Genomic DNA, 19,127 nt, shown 5'->3' on the forward strand with positions numbered 1-19,127 from the left:
GGTCACATGGCCAGCGAAGCAGTCACCCTCACCGTCGACGGACCGCAGGGCGCGCGGGAGGTGCGCATCTCGAGCCCGAGTCGCGTGCTCTGGCCAGAGCCCGGCATCACCAAGCTCGACCTCGCCCACTACATCGTGGACGTCGGCGCCGCCTTCGTCGCGGCGAACGGCGACCGCCCGGTGTCCCTCCAGCGCTTCCCGGACGGCATAGGCGGCGAGCAATTCTTCTCCAAGAACCCGCCGAAGGGCGCCCCGGAGTACGTGCGCGCAGTGCCGGTGGTCTACCCGAGCGGGCGCAGCCATCCGCAACTCGTGATCGACGAACCGGCCGGTGCGGTCTGGGCCGTGCAGATGAACACCGTGGTGTTCCACCCGTGGCCGTCACGCGCCGAGAACTCGGACAACCCGGACGAGCTGCGCATCGATCTCGACCCGCAGCCCGGCACCGACTTCGATGATGCGATCCCCGCGGCGATCGAGCTGAGGTCGCTCCTCGCCGAGGTCGGACTCACCGCGTTCGTGAAGACGTCGGGTAACCGCGGCCTGCACGTGTTCGCCCCGATCGAGCCGGTGCACGAGTTTCTCGAGGTGCGCCACGCGGTGATCGCCGCCGTGCGCGAACTCGAGCGGCGGATGCCGAAGAAGGTGACGACCGCCTGGTGGAAGGAGGAGCGCGGCGAACGGGTCTTCCTCGACTTCAACCAGGCCAACCGGGACCGCACGATGGCCGGCGCCTACAGCCCGCGCGCGCTCGCCCACGCTCCGGTGTCCTGTCCGCTCGACTGGGAGGAGCTGGAGAACACCGACCCGAAACTCCTCACCATCGGCACCGTGCCGGAGCGGCTGAAGAACACGGGCGACCCGTGGGCCCGGATCCACGACGAGCCGGGCACGATCGACGGCCTGCTCGGCTGGTGGGCCAGGGACGTTGCCGCGGGCCTCGGCGAGCTGCCGTTCCCGCCCGACTTCCCGAAGATGCCGGGGGAGCCGCCGCGTGTGCAGCCCAGTCGGGCGCGAACGCAACCCTAGGCGATGACCTCCGCGAGGTCGTAGGCGATCGGGCACTCGAGCTGGTCGAAGGTGCAGGAGCTCGCGTCGCGGTCCGGGCGCCAGCGGAAGAACTGCGCGGTGTGGCGAAAGCGAGCGCCCTCCATCTGGTCATAGCGCACCTCGGCGACGAGAGTGGGCCGCAGCCGCACGAAGGACACGTCCTTGCCGGCGGAGAACCGGCTTCGCTCCGTCTCGCCCCGCACCACCTCACCCGCGTCGTCGCGCTCCACGAGCGGCGCGAGTTCGTCGATGAGTTCGAGCCGGCGGGCGTCGCTGAAGGCGGATGCCCCGCCCACGTTGCGCAGGACCCCGTCGTCGTAGAGGCCGAGCAGGAGCGACCCGACCCCGCTGCCGCTCGCATGCACGCGGTAGCCCAGCACCACGACATCCGCCGTGCGGTGGTGTTTGGCCTTGAGCATGATGCGCTTGCCCGGGGCGTAGGCGGCGGTCAGCGGCTTGGCGACGACGCCGTCGAGGCCGGCGCCCTCGAATTCCACCAGCCAGCGGCGGGCGGTGTCAACGCTGTTCGTGGTGCGGGTGAGGTGGATCGGGTCGCGCAGTCCGGCGGCGAGCGTCTCGAGCGCCTCCCGTCGCGCACCGAACGGCTCGTCGAGGAATTCGCGGTCGCCGAGGGCGAGCAGATCGAACGCCACGAAGGCGGCCGGCGTCTGCCGCGAGAGCGTGAGCACGCGGCTCGCGGCCGGATGGATGCGGGCGGAGAGCGCCTCCCAGTCCAGCCGCTCATGCCCGGGCGTGCCGGTGCGCACCACGATCTCGCCGTCGAGCACGCACGGCGCCGACAGCTGTTCCAGGAAGGCCGCCTCGAGCTCCGGGAAGTAGCGGGTGAGCATCTTGGATCCCCGGCTGCCGATCTCGCAGGTCTCGCCGTCGAAGTAGACGATCGCGCGGAAGCCGTCCCACTTCGGCTCGTAGCTGAGCCCGCCCGAGACGGACGCGGGGTCAGGCACGCCGTCGACGGCCTTCGCGAGCATGGGAGAGATCGGGGTAGCGGACGAGAGTCTCATGGTTCGATCCTGCCCGAGCGGCGAGCGCAGCGACAGGGGTGACGTGAGGCCGAGGCTCAGTGGCCGGTGCGGCGCCGGAACTCCGCCTCGCTGACCTGGTGGCCCTCCAGCCACCACTGGTGGTGACCGTCCGGGCAGAAGACCGCCGGTCCGTTTTCGCGGTGCTCGCGCCCGTTGCGATGCCAGCTCCTGGAGCCGTCCGCGCCGACGAAGGACGGCCCGTCCTCCCGATGCAGCTGCCCGCGCAGAAGGTAGGACACGTTGCCGTTCGGCCACGTGACCATCTGGTCGTACCCGCCCGTCGGGTGCGGTGATTCGAGTCGGTTGGCACGGGGTCTGGGCGCCGACGAGTCGATCGTCATTGTCACCAGTCTGCATCGAGTGCGAATGTTTGTCATGTTCCAGTACGGGGGTCAGGATGCTTGTGCTGACGGCGAACATCGGCCCGTGGGCCCGCCGCGAGGCGCATTAATAGACCGTGGCGAATGACGAGGTGATGGATGCGTACTCCCGCACGGTCGTGGACGTGGCCGAGCGGGTGCTGCCGAGCGTCGCGAGCCTGAGGGTGAGCGGTCCCCGTGGGCAGGGAGCCGGCAGCGCGAGTGTGATCACCGCGGACGGCATCCTGCTCACGAGCGCGCACGTCGTGGTGGGCGCCCGCACCGCCACCGCCTCCTTCTCCGACGGCACGCAACGGGAGGCCGAGGTCGTGGGTCGGGATCCGCTCTCCGATCTCGCGGTGCTCCGGGCGGACGGCCCGGTGCCGCCGGCGCTCGTGCTGGGCGACGCGGCCGGCCTGCGCGTCGGCCAGCTCGTGGTCGCGCTCGGAAACCCGCTGGGGCTGGCGGGGAGCGTGACGGCGGGAATCGTCTCCGCGCTCGGGCGATCGCTGCCCACCCGGGCCGGCCGGGTGATCGACGAGGTGATCCAGACCGACGCGGCGCTCAACCCCGGCAACAGCGGGGGAGTGCTCGCCGACGGTTCCGGGCGGATGGTCGGCGTGAACACCGCGGTCGCCGGCATCGGACTCGGCCTCGCCGTGCCGATCAATGCGACGACCCGCGGCATCATCGACACCCTGATGACCCACGGGCGGGTGCGTCGCGCCTGGCTCGGCATCGCGGGGGTGCAGGTGCCGCTCGCGCCGCCGGTGGCCGCGAGGGTGGGCTCGCCGACCGGCCTTCAGGTGGCGGGGGTCTCGCCGAACAGCCCGGCGGCCGAGGCGGGCCTGCACGCGGGGGACATCGTGGTGGAACTCGACCGCCAGCTCGTCGTCACCACGACGGCGGTGCAGCGCCTCATGGTCGAGGACGCCATCGACCGGCCCATCGAGATCACCGTCTGGCGCAACGGCGCCCTCGTCGACGTCATCGCCGTGCCGCGGGAGCTGCCGGGAGACTAGCCAGGAAGGCGTGCACCGACGAGACGACGACCGATCCCTCGCCGACCGCCGAGGCCACCCGCTTGATCGACCCTCGGCGCACGTCGCCCACGGCGAAGAATCCGGCGAGCGAGGTCTCCAGGGGCGCCGGGGATCGCTCGTGGGGCCAGGCCCGGTGCCCGCCCTCCGAGACGATGTCGTTTCCGGTGAGCACGTAGCCCCACTGGTCGCGCAGGATCTCGTGCGCGAGCCAGCCGGTGTGGGGCACCGCCCCGATCGTGATGAACAGCGCGTCGCTGGCGACCGAGGTCTCCTCGCCGGTGACCCGATGACGCAGCACGAGATGGTCGAGCCGGGCGCCGGACCCGTCGTCGGCGGTGCCGCCCCCGCCGACGACCCTCTGCTCGGTGAGGATGTGCACGCCGGTCGCCTCGAGCTGGTCCACCAGGTAGCGCGACATGCTCTCGGCGAGGTTCGCCCCGCGCACGATGAGGGAGACGGATGCCGCGTATCGGGCCAGGTGCAGCGCGGCCTGGCCGGCGGAGTTGCCGCCCCCGACGATGTGGACGATGCGACCCGTCTGGGCCTTCGCCTCGACGGCGGAGGCCCCGTAGAAGACCGCGGAGCCCACGAACGGGGCGAGCTCCGGCACCGCGATGCGTCGATAGGTGACCCCGGAGGCGAGCACGACGGATCGCGCGAGCACGTGGTCGTGCGGTGCGACGTCGAGACGGAATCCGTCGGCGTCGACGCTCATCCCCACGACCTCGCGGGTGTGGGCGAACCGCGCGCCGAACGCCCAGGCCTGCTGGTAGGCCCGCTCGGACAGCTCGGCCCCCGAGATTCCCCGAGCGAACCCGAGGTAGTTGCGGATGAGCGAACTCGATCCGGCCTGCCCTCCGGCAGCCTCGTGCTCGATCACGACCACATTGAGGCCCTCCGAGGCCGCGTACACCGCCGCGGCGAGGCCGCCGGGACCCGCGCCGACGATCGCGAGGTCGACGGTGCCGGCGGGCAGGTCGGTCGTGAGCCCGTTCGTCTCGGCGAGCTGCGCGTTCGTCGGGTCGGCGAACAGCCGGCCGTCGGCCAGGCGCAGCAGAGGCACCCCGGTGTAGGTGGCACCGGACTCGGTGAGCAGGGCGCCGGCCGCGCGCGAGTCGGGGGCGACGACATCCACTCTCCTCCCGGCTCGGGTGAGCAGGCGGCGGATCTCGTGGGTGCGAGGCGAGGACTCTGAGCCGACCACCGTGATGTCCCTCGGGCGTTCGCCGGATGCTCGCCGCCACTCGAGAAGGAAGTCGGTGATGGTGTGGTGGAAGTACTCGTCGGGCGACCGCCGCGGGCTGATCACGTAGTAGTCGATCTGATTCGCCTCCATCAGCCGCAGCACCGCGTCCGAGGTCTCGCTCTCCGCCCAGGCGCCCCATTCGATCAGCAGCGCGCGCCGCACGTCCGCGAAGAGCCGGCGTGCCTCGGTGAACACCGTGCCGCCACCCGGCAACGGTGAATGGTCGTCGGCGAGAATCAGCGCGACGGTGTCGCCGCGATCCGCCGCCGCCCGCAGCGCCTCGACCGCCTCGACCGCCGTGGCGGTGGCCACGACGAGGTAGTCGTGCGCATAGCGCTTCTCGAGTTCGCCGCGCACCGCTTCGCGGACCACCTCGGCCGTGGTCGAGAGAACGAGCACGGCTCGCCGTTGCCCTGCATCAGGCATCGCAGCCTCCAGGGGTGCACCGACCGCCGACGACCGGGTTGCCCAGGCCCGATTTTACCCCTCAGACCCGAGCTTTCACCCGCGGATCGATGAGGCCGTAGACGAGGTCGACCGCGAAATTCGCCAGCACGATGAGGAACGCGGCGAAGAGGGTGAACCCCACGACGACCTGCAGGTCGAGGTTGTGCACGGCGTCGATGAGCATGGCCCCGAGGCCCTGCATCGAGAAGACCTTCTCGGTGATGACCGCGCCGCCGAGGAGGCCGCCGAGGTCGAGCCCGAAGATCGTCACCACGGGGATCAGGGCGTTGCGCAGGCCGTGGCGCACCACCACGCGGCGCTCGGTGAGCCCCTTCGCCCGGGCGGTGCGGATGTAGTCCTCGCCCATCACCTCGAGCATCTGCCCCCGGGTGAGCCGCGCGTAGATGGCACCGCTGATGAACGCGAGGGTGAACCAGGGCAACACGAGGTGGCTGAGCCACTGGAGGGGGTCGTCGGCGAAGGCGACGTAGCCGCCGGAGGGGAGCAGGTGGAGGGTGAAGGAGAAGAACAGGATCGCGAGGAGCCCCACGAGATAGCTGGGTGCAGACACCCCGGCGATGGCGACGGTCATGATGCCCCGGTCGATCGCGGTTCCTCGGGTGAGCGCCGAGGCGACACCGCTGCCGACGCCCACGACGAGCCAGACCGCGGCGGCACCGACGGCGATGGAGGCGGTGACCGGGAAGCGGGAGACGATGAGGTCGGTGACCGTGGTGTTGAGCTGGAACGAGTAGCCGAAGCACGGGCTCGCGCACGTCACGGCGCCCGCGCCGCTGCCGTAGGTGCGGCCGGCGACGATCCCGCGCAGGAAGTCCCAGAACTGCTGGTACCACGGCAGGTCGTAGCCCATGAACCGTTCCACCCTGGCGAGGTTCTCCGGGGTGCACGGCTTGCCGCAACTCAGCTGGGCGGGGTTCGTGGGCAACAGGTAGAAGATCGCATAGGTGATCGCGGCGATCACCAGCAGCACCACGAGCATCCCGGCGATCCGGTAGGCGACGAATCCGGCGGTCCTCATCGGGGCACCACCCCTCGTCGAGGATCGAGCGCATCCCGCAGGCCGTCCCCGACCACGTTGAAGGCGAGGGTGACCAGGAACAGCGCGGCGCCGGGAAAGACGAGGTAGACGGGATCGGTCTGCACCCAGGTGACCGCGTCGCCGATGGTGCGGCCCCAGGACGGAGTCGGGGGAGGCACGCCGACGCCGAGGAACGACAGCGCCGCCTCCACGCCGATCATGCTCGGGATGGAGATGGTGGCGAAGACGATGATGGTGGCGCTGACGTTCGGCAGCACCTGGCGCGCGATGATGTGCCACGGTCCAGCCCCCATCGCGTTGGAGGCGACCACGAAGTTGCGTTCGCGCAGCGAGAGGGTCTGGCCGCGCACCACCCTGGCGATGGACGGCCAGCCGAAGAAGCCGATCACGAGGATGATCAGTAGGGGCTTGGGGAAGCTCGTCGGCACGATCGCCGTGAGCGAGATCATGAAGACGAGACTCGGGAAGCCGAAGATCACGTCGATCACTCGGCTCAGTGCGCGGTCGTACCAGCCGCCGAAGAAGCCAGTGGTGATGCCGACGAGCACGCCGACGACCACGGCGAGGACAGTGGCACTCACACTCACGAGCAGGGACGTGCGCGAGCCGAAGACCACGATGGCGAAGAGGTCTCGGCCGGTGAGGGGTTCGACGCCGAACCAGTGGGTGGTGCTGATGCCGCCGCCGAAGCCGAGGGGGGAGCCCGAGTCGTCGAGCCGGTCCAGGTGGTAGGTGTACGGGTTCTGCCCACTGATCGCGGTGAGCGGGCCGGCGAAGACGGCGGCGAGCACGAACAGCCCGATCACGACCAGCCCGGCGGTTGCCCAGCGGTCGGCTCGGAGTCGGCCCGCCACCCGGCGGAGCCCCGTCGGCGCGTCGGAGCGCGCGGACCCGACGGCGGTCACGAGGCACCAGCCGCGCTCGGCGCGAGCGAGAGTGCCCGCCACGCCTCACGTCGCGCGCACTGGTCGACGGGGTCGGCCACGGGTGCCGCCGCGAGCAGACGCCGGGTGTAGTCGTCGGTGGGGGAGCGCAGCACGGTCGTCGCCGCCCCGCTCTCCACGATCCGGCCGCGATGCATCACCGCGACCTCGTCGACCAGTTCGTGCACTACCGCCAGGTCGTGGCTGATGAACAGGCAGGCGAACCCCAGCCGGCCCTGCAGGTCGCGCAGCAGGTCGAGCACGAGGGCCTGTACAGACACGTCGAGCGCGCTCGTCGGTTCGTCGGCGATGAGCAGCGCTGGGCCGAGCGCGATCGCCCTGGCGATCGCGACCCGTTGGCGCTGCCCACCGGACAGTTCGTGCTGGTACCGGCCGGCGGTGTCCGTCGGCAGCTGCACGGCATCGAGCAGCTCGGCCACGCGGGCTCGCTGCCCGGCCCGGTCGAGGCTCGAGTGCAGCCGCAGGGGCTCGCCGATGCTCTGCTCGATCGTGAAGCGCGGGTTGAGGGACGAGGCGGGGTCCTGGAAGACGTACCCGAGGCGCGCCCGCGCCGAGCGAAGCGCCCGGGCGGATGCCGCCCCGAGGCCGATCCCGGCGACGTCGATCGACCCGGCCGCGAGGGGCACGAGCCCGGCGATGGCACGGCCGACGGTGGACTTCCCGGAACCGGATTCGCCGACCAGGCCGAGAATCCGCCCGGCCCGGATCTCGAGCGACACTCCGTCGACGGCCTTGGTGCCCGCGCGCCGCCACCCGCGCCGGCCGTAGACGACGTCCGCGTTCGAGAGGGTGACGGCGGCGTGACCGCTCGCCGCAGTTTCGCTCGCCACTGTCTCGAGCCCCTGGGGTTCTGCCTCGCGATCCGCCACGACGACGCGATCGGAGCCCGCACCGACGGCGCCGAGGGAATCGAGCCGGGGCACGGCGGCAAGCAGCGCCGCGGTGTACTCCTCGGTGGGTCGGGAGAAGAGGGTGCCGACGTCGGCGCGCTCGACGACCGCGCCGTCCCGCATCACGACGACGTCATCCGCGAGGTCGGCGACGACCCCCATGTCGTGGGTGATCAGCAGCACCGCCATGCCGGTTCGATCCCGCAACTGCCGGATCAGGTCCAGGATTCCGGCCTGCACCGTCACGTCGAGGGCCGTGGTCGGCTCGTCGGCGATCAGCACGCCGGGGTCGCCCGAGATGGCCATGGCGATCATCGCGCGCTGGAGCTGCCCGCCGGAGAGCTCGTGCGGAAACGCCCGGAGCACCCGCGGCGGGTCGTCGATGCCGACGGAATCGAGCAGGTCGACGAGGGCCGTGGTGACGGAGGCTCTGCTGAGGCCGCTCGAGTGCGTCCTAAGCGCCTCGCCGATCTGGGCGCCGATGGAGAGCACGGGGTTGAAGGCGCTCATCGGCTCCTGGAAGATCGTTCCGATGCCGCCGCCGCGGATCTGCCGCAGCCGGGCGGCGTCGGCCCCCAGCAACTCCTCGTCGCCCAGGCGGATGCTGCCCGTGACACGGGCATTGCGGGGGAGCAACCCGAGGGTCGACATGGCGGTGACGCTCTTGCCCGACCCGGATTCGCCGACCAGGGCCAACACGCGACCGCGCCGCAGCTCGAAACTCACGCCATCGACCACGGGGCGGTCGGCCTCGGGGACGCCGCCGGTGAACGAGATCGAGACCCCATCCACCGACAGCACCACCGGTGCCGATCCGTCGCTCATTTCGCGAGCGAGAGGGTGAGGTAATTCGGGTAGGCCGGGAACGACGCGACGAAGAAGTTCTTCACGTTCGATCCGCGCAGGAAGGACTGCTTCGCATAGCTCAGCGGCACGACCGGGGCATCCTGCATGATCCTCTTGTCGGCCTTCGCCCACAGCGCCTGGGCGGCCTTCTGGTCCACCTCGGCGGTGGCCTTCGCGATGAGGGCGTCGACCTCCTGGTTGGAGTACCGCGCCACGTTGTTACGGCCCTCGCCGATCTCGCTCGACGCGAACAGGGGCTGGATGTTGCTGTTCGCGCTCGGGAAGTCGGGCTGCCAGCTGTACAGGGCGAGGTCGTAGTTCGCGTCGGTGGCCGTCGCGTCGGAGTAGAACGAGTTCACGTCTTCCGGGGCGATGGTGACGGTGATTCCCGCGCGCTCAACTCCCTGCTGGATGGCCTGCGCCTTGGCGAGGAACGCCGCGTCGTTCTGCACGAGGAGCGTGAGCGACAGTCCGCTCGACTGGCCGGCCTTCGCCAGCAGCGCCTTCGCCTTCTTCACGTCGCCATCCGCTCCCGCCGGATAGAGATCGAAGGCCCGCCGACCGGCGATCCCGGGGGTGATCAGGGTCGTCGCGGTCTCACCGGCCGCCGCGCCGCCCGAGGCGATGAGGTAGGCCTTCTTGTCGACGGCGTACTCGATCGCCTTGCGCACGTCGAGGTTCTTCAGAGCGCCGCGCTGCGTGTTCAGGGCGAGATAGGAGAGCGGGCCGGCCTGGGAGGTCGCGAGGCGCGCCTTCGCGGCGGGGTCGCGGTTCACCTGGGCCAGTTGGGCGGCGCCGAGGAACGCCGCTCCGAAGGCGGCCTTGGTGTCGCCCGCGTCGGAGATGAGGCTCTGCGCCGTGGTGCTCGGATCCTGGCTCATCCGGAAGACCACGGAGTCGGGCCCGGCCACCCGCACGGTGTCGGACTTCGCGCTCCAGTACGTGTTGCGGGTGAGGGTGAGCGCGGTTCCCTGCTTGTTCGACGCCACCTTGTACGGCCCGGAGGCGACCGGATTCTGGCCGTAGGTCGCCGGGTCGTCCTTCGCCTGGGGCACCGGCGCGAACGCCGGCATGGAGGCGATCCACGGCCAGTCGCCGTAGGCGCCGGTGAGGTGGAAGACTATCGACTTGGCGCTCGGGGTCTCGATGGACGCGAGCGTGGATCCCGCGTACGGGCCGTGGTAGTCGGCTCCGCCGACGAGCAGCGACTTGTGGTAGCTGAGACCGCCGGAGAGCTCGTCCGCGAACGACCGCTCGACGCCGTACTTGATGTCGGCGGTGGTGATGGGGGAGCCGTCGGCGAACTTCAGCCCATCCTTGAGGGTGAAGGTCCAGGTCTTGCCGCCGTCGCTCGGAGTTCCGGTGGTGGTCGCGAGGTCGGGCACGACGGTTGCCGGCTTGCCGGCGCGGATGTCCCAGGTGGTCAGGCGACGCTCGATCAGCCCCAGCGTGGTGATCGCGAGGTTCTGACTCTTGGCCGGATCCAGGTCGATCTTGGTGCTCGGGGTGAGGATCGTGAGCGTGCCGCCCTTGCTTGCTCCCGCCGCCGTGCCCGCCGAGCCCGTGGTGGACGAGCAACCCGTGATGAGTAGGGTCGCGGCGATCGCGACGATGCCCGCGCGTGTGAGATTCTTCATTTCCTGACCTCTGTCTGTTGTTTCGTGCTGTTCGTTCTCATCGGCTGGCGCGGGCACGCCACCCATGAGGAATTCACTGTCTGTCCGGTCGGCGTCTGCGCCGACGTGATCCGCGAACCCCGGGAGCCACGCTCGTCCGCCGGGGGAGGGCCGCCAAATCGTATGACGATTCGTGGCGGTCAGTCGGCCGGCTGCCGACCCGCCGTCGGGTCGAGGTTCGGTCGCCAGCCGAGAGCCGGAGCCACGTGCCGAGCGATCGTCTCGAGCAGGTGGGCGTTGTAGTCGACCCCGAGCTGGTTCGGCACCGTGAGCAGCACGGTGTCGGCCTCCCTCACGGCCGCGTCCCTGCCGAGTTCCTCGGCGATCCTGTCCGGCTCGCCCACGTAGCTCTTGCCGAATCTGGCGACCCCGCCGTCGAGGTGGCCGACCTGGTCGGTGTTCTCGGCGGACCTGGCCCCGAAGTATCGACGGTCGAGGTCCGTCACGATCGGCAGGACGCTGCGGCTCACCGACACCCGGGGCTCGCGCGGCCAGCCGGCCTCCGCCCAGGCCGCCCGATAGATGGCGATCTGCTCGGCCTGCAACTCGTCGAACGGCACACCGGTGTCCTCGGTGAGAAGGGTCGAGCTCATCAGGTTCATGCCCTGCTCGGCGGTCCAGCGGGCGGTCTGGCGCGTGCCGGAACCCCACCAGATGCGGTCAGCCAGCCCGGGGGACTGCGGCTGGATGGCGAGAGCTCCCGAGGTGCCGGTGACCTGCGGGTTCGCCATCGCGACGCCGGCGCCATCGATGGCCGCTCGGAACAGCGCGGTGTGGGAGCGAGCATCGTCGGCATCCGTCCGCCCGTCTGCGGGAACGTAACCGAATGCCTCCGAGCCGCGGAGGGCCGTTTCGGGTGAACCGCGGCTCACTCCGAGCTGCAGTCTGCCACCGCTCAGCAGGTCGGTGACCGCCGCCTCCTCCGCCATGTAGAGGGGGTTCTCGTAACGCATGTCGATCACGCCGGTGCCCACCTCGATGCGGCTCGTGCGCGCCGCCATCGCGGCCAGCAGGGGAAACGGGGAGGCGAGTTGGGGCGCGAAGTGGTGCACGCGAACGTAGGCCCCGTCGATTCCGATCTCCTCGGCGGCGACGGCCAGTTCCACCGTCTGCAGCAGGGCATCCCACGCCGTCCTCGTCTGGGATCCCGGCACGGGTTGCCAGTGGCCGAAAGACAGGAATCCGATGCGTTTCACCAGGACAACAGCGCTCGCGCCGCCGTGAGTATTCCCGCCGGTGCGGCGCGCACACTCTTTTTCGAACAGAATGCAGCAATGGCATCCCTGGTGCGCGGCGTTCGAGTTGTCGTGGCGGCGTTCACCCGCACGCCGCTCTTCCGGCGGGTCGGCCCGGTGGTAATGCCTCCCCTCGAGCGGGCGATGACCGTTCTGACCCGCGGCACGGTGCCGCTGAGCGGGCTGCTCGTGCCGTCCCTCGTGTTGCGCACCACCGGGGCCAAGTCGGGAGTCGAACGCGAAACGACCCTCATGTACTGCCCGGAGGGGCGGGGTCGGATGCTCGTGGTCGGCAGCAACTTCGCCCGGGAAGACCACCCGGCGTGGACGACCAACCTGCTCGCCGACCCCCGGGCGACGGCGATCGTGCGGGGCAGGAGCATCCCGGTGCTGGCGACCACGGTGGCCGGCGACGAGCGCGAACGGGTCTGGCGGCTCATCGAGGCTCAATGGCCCAACTATCGCGAGTACGAACGGCAGTCCGGCCGGGTGCTGAGAATCTTCCGGCTCGAGCCGCTGGCCGGCGGCCTGGGCTCTGGGTAGAAGGACCCTACCCGCCCGTGGCGGCGCGCGTACGGTCGAATCATGACCACCACAGCCGCGCTCCTCGTCGACGCCTTCGACCGAGTCAGGGACTCTGTTCATCACGCGGCCAAGGGGCTGAGCCCTGAACAGCTCTCCGCGCGCGTCGATGACGGCGCCAACTCCATCGGTTGGCTGCTCTGGCATCTCAGTCGCATCCAGGACGACCACGTCGCGGCGGTCGCCGGCACGGAACAGGCGTGGACCGCCGATGGCTGGGCCGAGCGGTTCGCGCTCCCGTTCGAGCTGAGAGCGACCGGCTATGGGCACACCTCGTCAGACGTCGCCCGGGTGTGCGACATCAGCCGGGACAGGTTCATCGGCTACCACGACGACGTGCACGACCGCACCGTCCGCTACCTCACCACCCTGTCCGACACCGATCTCGACCGAATCGTCGACCGGCACTGGGTTCCCCCCGTGACGCTCGCGGCGCGTCTCGTCAGTGTGATCAGCGACGACCTCCAGCACGTGGGCCAGGCGGCCTTCGTGCGCGGCGTGCTGGAGAGGCGCGCCCTGCGCGAGTAACACGGGCGGCCCGTAGGGACCAAGGTCCCGCGCGGATGCACTCCGCGGCAATACGGTTCGAATCAAATGGTCCGCATCCGGAGGTTCGCATGAACAGTCTGCTCGCATTAGCCGCCGGTGAGAGCCCGGCTATCTATCTGGGCTGGGGTGATTTCGTCATCCAGCTCGGCAACTTCGTCGTCATCATCGTCATGCTCGTGCTGTTCGTGCTCGCCCTCGTGTTGCCCTTCCCCGCCGCGAAGAGGCGCAAGTGAGCGCGCCGACCGGGTCGACCGGTCATCACGCCGAGTCGGAAGAGGAGTTCTACACCTGGACGGGTAAGACGCGTCGCTGGGTGCTGAAGAAACTGCCCCCAGACAAGCTCCTCCCGCAGGACCAGCCGAGCTACGTGGCCTCGTGGATCTACGTGTTCGGGATGGGGGCGATCGCCTCCCTGGTGATCATCATCGTCTCGGGCGTGATCCTGAGCCTCAACGGGCCGCTGTGGTGGCACGTCTCCGGATTCGGTCACTTCATCAACAGCACCCACCTGTGGAGCGTCGAGTTCTTCTTCCTCTTCATGGTCGTGCACCTCTGGGGCAAGTACTGGATGGCGGCCTGGCGCGGTGGACGCGTTCTTACCTGGATCACCGGCGTCGTCTCGTTCGCGGTGTCGATCGTCGCCGCCTTCACCGGCTACCTTCTGCAGACCAACTTCGACTCGCAGTGGATCGCGTTCGAAGGCAAGGATGCCCTCAACGCCGTGGGCATCGGCGCCTGGTTCAACGTGGCCAACCTCGGCCAGATCTTCATGTGGCACATCGTGCTGCTGCCACTCGCCGTCGCCGCGATCGTGGCGTTCCACGTGATCCTCGTGCGGGTGCACGGGGTGGTGCCCCCGCTCGAGGCCGCGGAGACGGACGCGCAGCTTCGGCCGGCGCCGCAGCCGGTGCCTGAACCGCAGGCCCAGCCGCGGGCGCACACGCTTCAGCAGCCGACCGAGGAACCGACGGAGGTCGTGCGATGAGCAAGCCCCTCAGCCCCATGTCCTGGCGCAAGGGCACCGGCATCGCCGGCCGCCCGTGGAAGGGCAGGGTGCGCGAATACGACCTGTTCAAGGAGCTCACGATCGGAGTGATCGTCGTCACCGTGCTCGTGGTGGGGGTCTCCCTCATCCTGAGTTCGCCGGACGACCCGAGCATCACCCTCAAGTCGTGGGCCAACGCGAAGCCGGCAGACTTCGTGGCCACCGCGACGGCCGAACTCGGTGGAACCAGCGAGACGGCCGGCTACGGCCCGCCATACAACTCGACCCCGGATGCCACTCAGACCCTGGGCCCGATCGACCTGCAGAGCTTCTCCGGAGTGCGCATCCCGATCAACACGGCCGAGGATCTGGTGATCCACCCGCTGTCGACCCTTCCGAACGCGCCCAAGGAGATCGCCACCTGGACCACCGCCAGCGACAAGCAGCGCACCGACTGGACGGCGGCCTACGGCAAGGCCCTGGAGAAGGCGCCGGACAACGATCCGGCGAAGGTTGCCGACGGCTCGTACGGTCCGGTTCCGGCCCTGACCGGCAGCCTCCTCGCGATGGCCCAGCAGGGCTCCCTCGACGGTGTGCTGCAGTCCCGCGGATCCTTCTACAACACCGATTACACCCCGACGATCCTGTTCCTGGGCGACGGAACCTACTTCCCGGATCTGGCGACCGCCCAGCACCTCACCGGTGACCAGTGGGGAATGATGAACGAGACAGGCAACTACCCCGGGCAGTCGTGGCTGTGGCTCTTCTCGTTCTTCTACCAGGTCGAGCCGGTGAAGTCGGCGGCGAACGCCGACATTCTCGTCGTGGTGATCATGGGGGTGCTCACGCTGCTGCTGGCCCTCGTGCCCTTCATCCCGGGCCTGCGCACCATTCCTCGGTGGATTCCGCTCCATCGGCTGGTCTGGAAGGACTACTACCGGAAGCGCTGACCGCCTCCGTAGGCCCGAACGACCGCGACTCCAACGTCGCGGTCGTTCGCGTCTTCCTGCCTCGAGACGATCAGCAGCGTTTGCTCAGGTTCGCCGGTAAAGATCAGCTAGCTGACAATCTGCTGGGGCTTCCGCTACGAAGGCCTGACGGGAGTACCGTGCGGTGCAGTGCGAGCGCAGGACACCGATGCCCACCCGGGTCGACAGTCACGAACCAGGGGGCCCGAGAGAGGTGGAACGACGTGGGAACCCAAACCAGCCTTGACCTTACCCGGCAGGCCGCATCGATCGTCGAGGGAATTCGATACGCGGACGACCTGACGGTGGCCGCCAGCCGGGACGGCGGCACGAGAGCGGTTCGACTTCTCACCCAGGCGGCGCTCGACCCGCTCGACCAGGTCACGGCGATCGCCGCGGTGCACTCGCTCGGCCAGGTGTTCGACGAGTCGGCAGACGACGCGCTCGTGTCGCTGCTCGGCCACGGGTCGCCCTTCCTGCGCGAGCATGCGGCGTGGGCGCTCGGATCGCGCCTGCCCCGGTTCGACGCGATGTCCGGTCTGGTCGCGATGGTCGTCGCCGGCGGCTTCTCGGGAATGATCGCGCAGCGCACGATCGAGCACTGGGCGTCGGCCGCGCCCGATCACGTGGCCCTCGTCATCGAGGGGGCCCTCCTCGGCGTGGTGAACTTCGAGGCCAGGGCCCGCCTCGTCGAGACGATCGGCCTCGTCTCCGGGCGCATTCCGGAACGGGCACTTCGCCGGGTGGCGCTCGACGCCGACGAGCGCGACAACGTGCGTGCCGCCGCGATCGCCGCCCTCGGTGATCGCGAGCCGAGCGAGGCGATCATCACCATCGTCGGTGATCTGTCTCGGCGGGACGATGGCCTCGCCGGTGTCGCCCGCCTCGCCCTGCTCGACCTCACCGCCACTGCCGAGCCGCGCGCGCCCTGGAGCCGCGGGCTGACGGTCGCCCAGCTGTTCCTCCACGCCGACATCGACCGCGAGCTGACCCAGGTGGGAGCCGGGGACAACGGCGGGATCGCCACCCTTCTGGTGCGGCTCGGCGACTCGCTCGTCGCCCACGGCCGTTCGGGTCGGGGTGCGGCTGGTGCCGACTCGACCGAATCGATCGCTCGCGTGCTCACCCTCTCGCGGGGCGACTTCGACGCCGCCCTCGCGAGCCTGCCCGAGGTCGGCTCGACTCTCGACGGGCATGCCTTCGCCGTTGTGCCGTTCCTCGGCGGCGGCGTCGCCTCCGTCGACGCGTGGCCGCGGCGCATCGCCGCCCAGCGCGGCATCCGGCGCGTCCTCCGCACCGCCGGCACCGTCGATGCCGTCCACCTCCGGATGGCGGACGTCGGCACGCTGGCGGCCTCGACGGTCGCCCGCGAACTGGACATCCCCGTCGTCTTCACCGTGGCTCCCGACCCGCACAGCGTCATCCGTTCGCTGGAGAACTCCGGCACGCTGACCAGGGCCAACTTCGGCTCCGTCGACGAGAGGGAGCATTTCTGGTTCCGTGCCCGGCTCGTGCAGCGGCTCGCCGCGGATGCCGCGCACACCGTGCTGTTCCCGCGCTCCGAGCTCGGCCGGGACATGCGCGAACTCGTCGGCATCGACATCACGGCCCATCCGGAGCGCCATTCGGTGATTCCGGAGGGCATCGACCTCTCGGTGATCCAGCAGTCCTGCGCCGAGGCGCAGTGGTCGGAATCGGGGGAGGAGCCCACTCTCCTCGAGGCGTCGAGCGCCAGGGCGTTCGAGGAACTGGATGCCCTGCTGAGGTCCCTGCCCGAGCACCGCCGCGGTCTCCCGCTCGCCATTTCGGTCGGGCGGCTCCACCGGGTGAAGGGCATGGGCACGCTCGTCGAGGCGTGGGCGGCGGACTCCCGGCTGAGGGATCGGTGCAACCTCCTCGTGGTCGGCGGCAACCTTGCCCGGCCGTCCGGGGACGAACAGGGCGAGCTGGACATCATGGACGCGGCGATTCCCCGGGCCGAGGCCCTCGAGAGCGGGCTCATCCTTGCCGGTCACCGCTCCAACGACACCGTGGCCCGCTGGCTGGCCGCCGCGCGTTACGGTCGGCCCGGCCTCACCGCCGCGGGGGGCGTCTATGTCTGCGCGAGCCTCAAGGAGGAATTCGGCCTGGCGATCCTCGAGGCGATGGCCGCCGGCCTGCCGGTCGTGGTCCCCGCCGCCGGGGGTCCGGCCACCTACGTGGAGAACCGGGTGACAGGCTTCCTCGTCGACACCACGGACGTCGCGGCCCTCGCCCAGGGCGTGGCGGATGCCCTCGATGTGGCATCCGGCCCCAGCGGCATGGACTTCGCCACCCGTGCCGCCAAAATGGTGGAGCGCTCGTTCACCATCCAGGCGATGGCGAGCACGCTGTCCGGGGTGTACCGCGACGTCGCTGCGGCCAACGAGACCCTCGAGTGGGAGTTGAGCGTTTCGTGACCCTGCTGGTGATCAGCCCCGACTACGCCTCGCATCTCTTTCCGCTCGCGACCCTCGCCACGGCGTGGCGGGACGCGGGCGAGCGGGTCGTGGTGGCGAGCGGTCCGGCGACCGCGGACATCGTGGCCTCGTTCGGGTTCGAACGCGTGAACCTGCAACTCGGCCGTGGCTCCAACCCCGGCGTGATCCGCGCAGAAGACCAGCCGACGGGGGAGGATGACGCGCTCCGCGGATTCTTCGACGCGACCCGCATCGGCATGATCGAGACCCTGGCCTTCCAGGCCCGGGCCCGCAGCGACGACCTGCTCTGGAATCCGGTGGAGACCGCCCGCGCGGTGCAGCGGATCGTGAGCGAGGTCGATCCGCAACAGATCATCGTCGACCACCTCGCGTTCTCCGCGCGTCTCGGCCTGGTGAGCGGTCGGCACCGGCACGCGGATGTCGTGCTCGGGCATCCGTCTGCCCTGCCGGTGGCCGGCGAGGTCTACGGATTCCCGCCCCAGTGGCCGACGGCCTTCCACCCGCACCGGCAACAGACGGAGGAGTTGCGCGACGTCTGCGAGACGGTTCGCGATTCGTTCACGGAGCAGTGGAACGCGGCGCTCGCTCAACTCGACCCTCACGCGGAGCCGTCCGCCGACGCGTTCGCCGAGACCGGCGACCTGCTCTTTCTCAACTACCCGGCCGAGCTCCACGACGAGGCGCGCACCGCCCTGCTTCCGCCGCACGCCTTCATAGGCTCGGCGGTGAGGGAGGAGGCGCCGGACGCGGACGTTGAGGCCTGGCTCGCCGAATCGCGGACCCCGGTGGTCTACGTGAGTTTCGGGAGCTTCCTGTCGGTGCGCGGAGACGTGCTCGCCCGGGTCGCGGAGGCACTCCGCGGTCTCGACGTGCGCGCGGCGATCGCCACCGGCTCGAGCGATCCGGCCGAGCTCGGCGAGATTCCGAGCGACTGGCTGGTTCGCGGATTCCTGCCCCAGGTCACCCTGCTCGGGCACTCCGCCCTGGCCGTCTCCCACGGCGGCAACAACAGCGTCACCGAGTCGATGACCGCGGGGGTGCCGATGCTGCTCCTGCCGTTCTCGACGGATCAGTTCGCCGGCGCCGCGGCGGTGGAGGACGCCGGGTTCGGCATCGCGCTCGACCCCAACGCCGTCACCGCTGCCGAACTCGCCGACGCGGCCGACCGCCTGCTCGCACTCTCGGGAGCCGGTCGGGAGGCCCTCGATCGCCTGGGGGCGGCACTCACCGGGTACCCGGGGGCGCGTCGGGCCTTCGACGCGCTTGCGCCGTCGACCGCCGGGGAGCGGTTGTAGCACTAGGCGACGGAGCGCACCGAGTTCGCGCGGCTCGACAGCTCGACCCGCCACAGGCCATCGGTGAGGTACCAGACGCGCTCGCCCTCGCCGGTGTCGTAGGCGTACTCCGTCATGTTGAGGGCGCTGGCCCACAGCTCGCAGAGAAAGTCTGGGTCGCTCGAGTCGAGGGGTGGACGACCCTCGATGACAGTTCCCTCGGGGTACGACACGATCACCCAGACAAGGGGGACCAAGCCGTGGTCAAGTCCACCGCGGTTCAGTACATCGATGATGGCCATGTCGAGGGCTTTACCAACCCGAAACCGATTACCCTCGGTCATTTGGTGCCCTCCCAGAGATATCCATCCTGCGACTCGGCGACCGAGGTCTGGGGCAACCGCAGTTAACGATACTCCCCATTCCGCTAATCCGACAGGTCTGTTAACCCCGCGCGGGCAGTTCCAG

18 protein-coding genes are annotated in these 19,127 nt (G+C 69.9%); 9 read left to right on the forward strand and 9 right to left on the reverse strand.

Annotated features, from left to right (window positions below):
• Positions 1-6: 6 nt before the first annotated feature.
• Positions 7-1,029, forward strand: coding sequence for a non-homologous end-joining DNA ligase (gene ligD, locus ACHZD8_RS02550; RefSeq protein ID WP_394768557.1), 1,023 nt, complete (start codon positions 7-9; stop codon positions 1,027-1,029).
• Here ligD and ACHZD8_RS02555 read toward each other — a convergent pair.
• Entirely contained in the window at positions 1,026-2,075 is a 1,050-nt protein-coding gene (locus tag ACHZD8_RS02555; protein ID WP_394768558.1) for an ATP-dependent DNA ligase, read from the reverse strand. The two genes, ligD and ACHZD8_RS02555, sit on opposite strands and share 4 nt — an antisense overlap.
• Positions 2,076-2,131: 56 nt before the next feature.
• On the reverse strand, positions 2,132-2,437 hold the full coding sequence (locus ACHZD8_RS02560; RefSeq protein ID WP_394768559.1) for a hypothetical protein: 306 nt from the start codon (positions 2,435-2,437) through the stop codon (positions 2,132-2,134).
• 134 nt (positions 2,438-2,571) lie between these two features.
• Between ACHZD8_RS02560 and ACHZD8_RS02565 the strand changes: the two genes are divergently transcribed.
• Positions 2,572-3,477: a S1C family serine protease gene (locus ACHZD8_RS02565; protein WP_394768587.1), complete on the forward strand. Its 906-nt coding sequence runs from the start codon at positions 2,572-2,574 to the stop codon at positions 3,475-3,477.
• Here the strand turns inward: ACHZD8_RS02565 and ACHZD8_RS02570 are convergent.
• From ACHZD8_RS02570 to ACHZD8_RS02595, 6 genes are all read right to left on the reverse strand, one after another.
• Positions 3,443-5,170, reverse strand: a complete 1,728-nt coding sequence (locus ACHZD8_RS02570; protein WP_394768560.1) for an FAD-dependent oxidoreductase — start codon at positions 5,168-5,170, stop codon at positions 3,443-3,445. The genes ACHZD8_RS02565 and ACHZD8_RS02570 overlap by 35 nt on opposite strands.
• A 61-nt stretch (positions 5,171-5,231) precedes the next feature.
• Entirely contained in the window at positions 5,232-6,230 is a 999-nt protein-coding gene (locus ACHZD8_RS02575) for an ABC transporter permease (RefSeq protein ID WP_394768561.1), read from the reverse strand.
• Positions 6,227-7,198: an ABC transporter permease gene (locus ACHZD8_RS02580; protein WP_394768562.1), complete on the reverse strand. Its 972-nt coding sequence runs from the start codon at positions 7,196-7,198 to the stop codon at positions 6,227-6,229. The genes ACHZD8_RS02575 and ACHZD8_RS02580 overlap by 4 nt, the downstream gene beginning before the upstream one ends.
• Positions 7,153-8,910, reverse strand: a complete 1,758-nt coding sequence (locus ACHZD8_RS02585) for a dipeptide ABC transporter ATP-binding protein (RefSeq protein WP_394768563.1) — start codon at positions 8,908-8,910, stop codon at positions 7,153-7,155. The genes ACHZD8_RS02580 and ACHZD8_RS02585 overlap by 46 nt, the downstream gene beginning before the upstream one ends.
• Positions 8,907-10,568: an ABC transporter substrate-binding protein gene (locus ACHZD8_RS02590; protein ID WP_394768565.1), complete on the reverse strand. Its 1,662-nt coding sequence runs from the start codon at positions 10,566-10,568 to the stop codon at positions 8,907-8,909. Before ACHZD8_RS02590 ends, ACHZD8_RS02585 begins: the two co-directional genes overlap by 4 nt.
• A gap of 179 nt (positions 10,569-10,747) precedes the next feature.
• Positions 10,748-11,803, reverse strand: coding sequence for an LLM class flavin-dependent oxidoreductase (locus tag ACHZD8_RS02595; protein ID WP_394768566.1), 1,056 nt, complete (start codon positions 11,801-11,803; stop codon positions 10,748-10,750).
• A gap of 78 nt (positions 11,804-11,881) precedes the next feature.
• Here ACHZD8_RS02595 and ACHZD8_RS02600 point away from each other — a divergent pair, with 78 nt between their 5' ends.
• The 7 genes from ACHZD8_RS02600 to ACHZD8_RS02630 all read left to right on the forward strand — a co-directional run bounded on the left by ACHZD8_RS02600 (position 11,882) and on the right by ACHZD8_RS02630 (position 18,680).
• The gene (locus tag ACHZD8_RS02600; RefSeq protein ID WP_394768567.1) at positions 11,882-12,385 is read left to right on the forward strand and encodes a nitroreductase/quinone reductase family protein; all 504 of its coding nucleotides are present in this window, start codon (positions 11,882-11,884) and stop codon (positions 12,383-12,385) included.
• A gap of 42 nt (positions 12,386-12,427) precedes the next feature.
• The gene (locus ACHZD8_RS02605) at positions 12,428-12,952 is read left to right on the forward strand and encodes a DinB family protein (protein ID WP_394768569.1); all 525 of its coding nucleotides are present in this window, start codon (positions 12,428-12,430) and stop codon (positions 12,950-12,952) included.
• Between the two features lie 89 nt (positions 12,953-13,041).
• The gene (locus ACHZD8_RS02610; RefSeq protein WP_394768570.1) at positions 13,042-13,206 is read left to right on the forward strand and encodes a hypothetical protein; all 165 of its coding nucleotides are present in this window, start codon (positions 13,042-13,044) and stop codon (positions 13,204-13,206) included.
• Positions 13,203-13,958: a cytochrome b N-terminal domain-containing protein gene (locus ACHZD8_RS02615; protein ID WP_394768571.1), complete on the forward strand. Its 756-nt coding sequence runs from the start codon at positions 13,203-13,205 to the stop codon at positions 13,956-13,958. Before ACHZD8_RS02610 ends, ACHZD8_RS02615 begins: the two co-directional genes overlap by 4 nt.
• Positions 13,955-14,908: a hypothetical protein gene (locus ACHZD8_RS02620; RefSeq protein ID WP_394768572.1), complete on the forward strand. Its 954-nt coding sequence runs from the start codon at positions 13,955-13,957 to the stop codon at positions 14,906-14,908. Before ACHZD8_RS02615 ends, ACHZD8_RS02620 begins: the two co-directional genes overlap by 4 nt.
• A 242-nt stretch (positions 14,909-15,150) precedes the next feature.
• The gene (locus tag ACHZD8_RS02625) at positions 15,151-17,364 is read left to right on the forward strand and encodes a glycosyltransferase (protein WP_394768573.1); all 2,214 of its coding nucleotides are present in this window, start codon (positions 15,151-15,153) and stop codon (positions 17,362-17,364) included.
• A complete protein-coding gene (locus ACHZD8_RS02630; protein WP_394768588.1) occupies positions 17,361-18,680 on the forward strand; it encodes a nucleotide disphospho-sugar-binding domain-containing protein in 1,320 nt (439 codons plus the stop codon). The genes ACHZD8_RS02625 and ACHZD8_RS02630 overlap by 4 nt, the downstream gene beginning before the upstream one ends.
• A 2-nt stretch (positions 18,681-18,682) precedes the next feature.
• Here the strand turns inward: ACHZD8_RS02630 and ACHZD8_RS02635 are convergent, their stop codons facing one another.
• Positions 18,683-18,961: a hypothetical protein gene (locus tag ACHZD8_RS02635; protein WP_331899638.1), complete on the reverse strand. Its 279-nt coding sequence runs from the start codon at positions 18,959-18,961 to the stop codon at positions 18,683-18,685.
• Between the last annotated feature and the right edge of the window lie 166 nt (positions 18,962-19,127).

This window comes from Lacisediminihabitans sp. (assembly GCF_043726815.1).
In the GTDB taxonomy this organism is placed as follows: domain Bacteria; phylum Actinomycetota; class Actinomycetes; order Actinomycetales; family Microbacteriaceae; genus Lacisediminihabitans.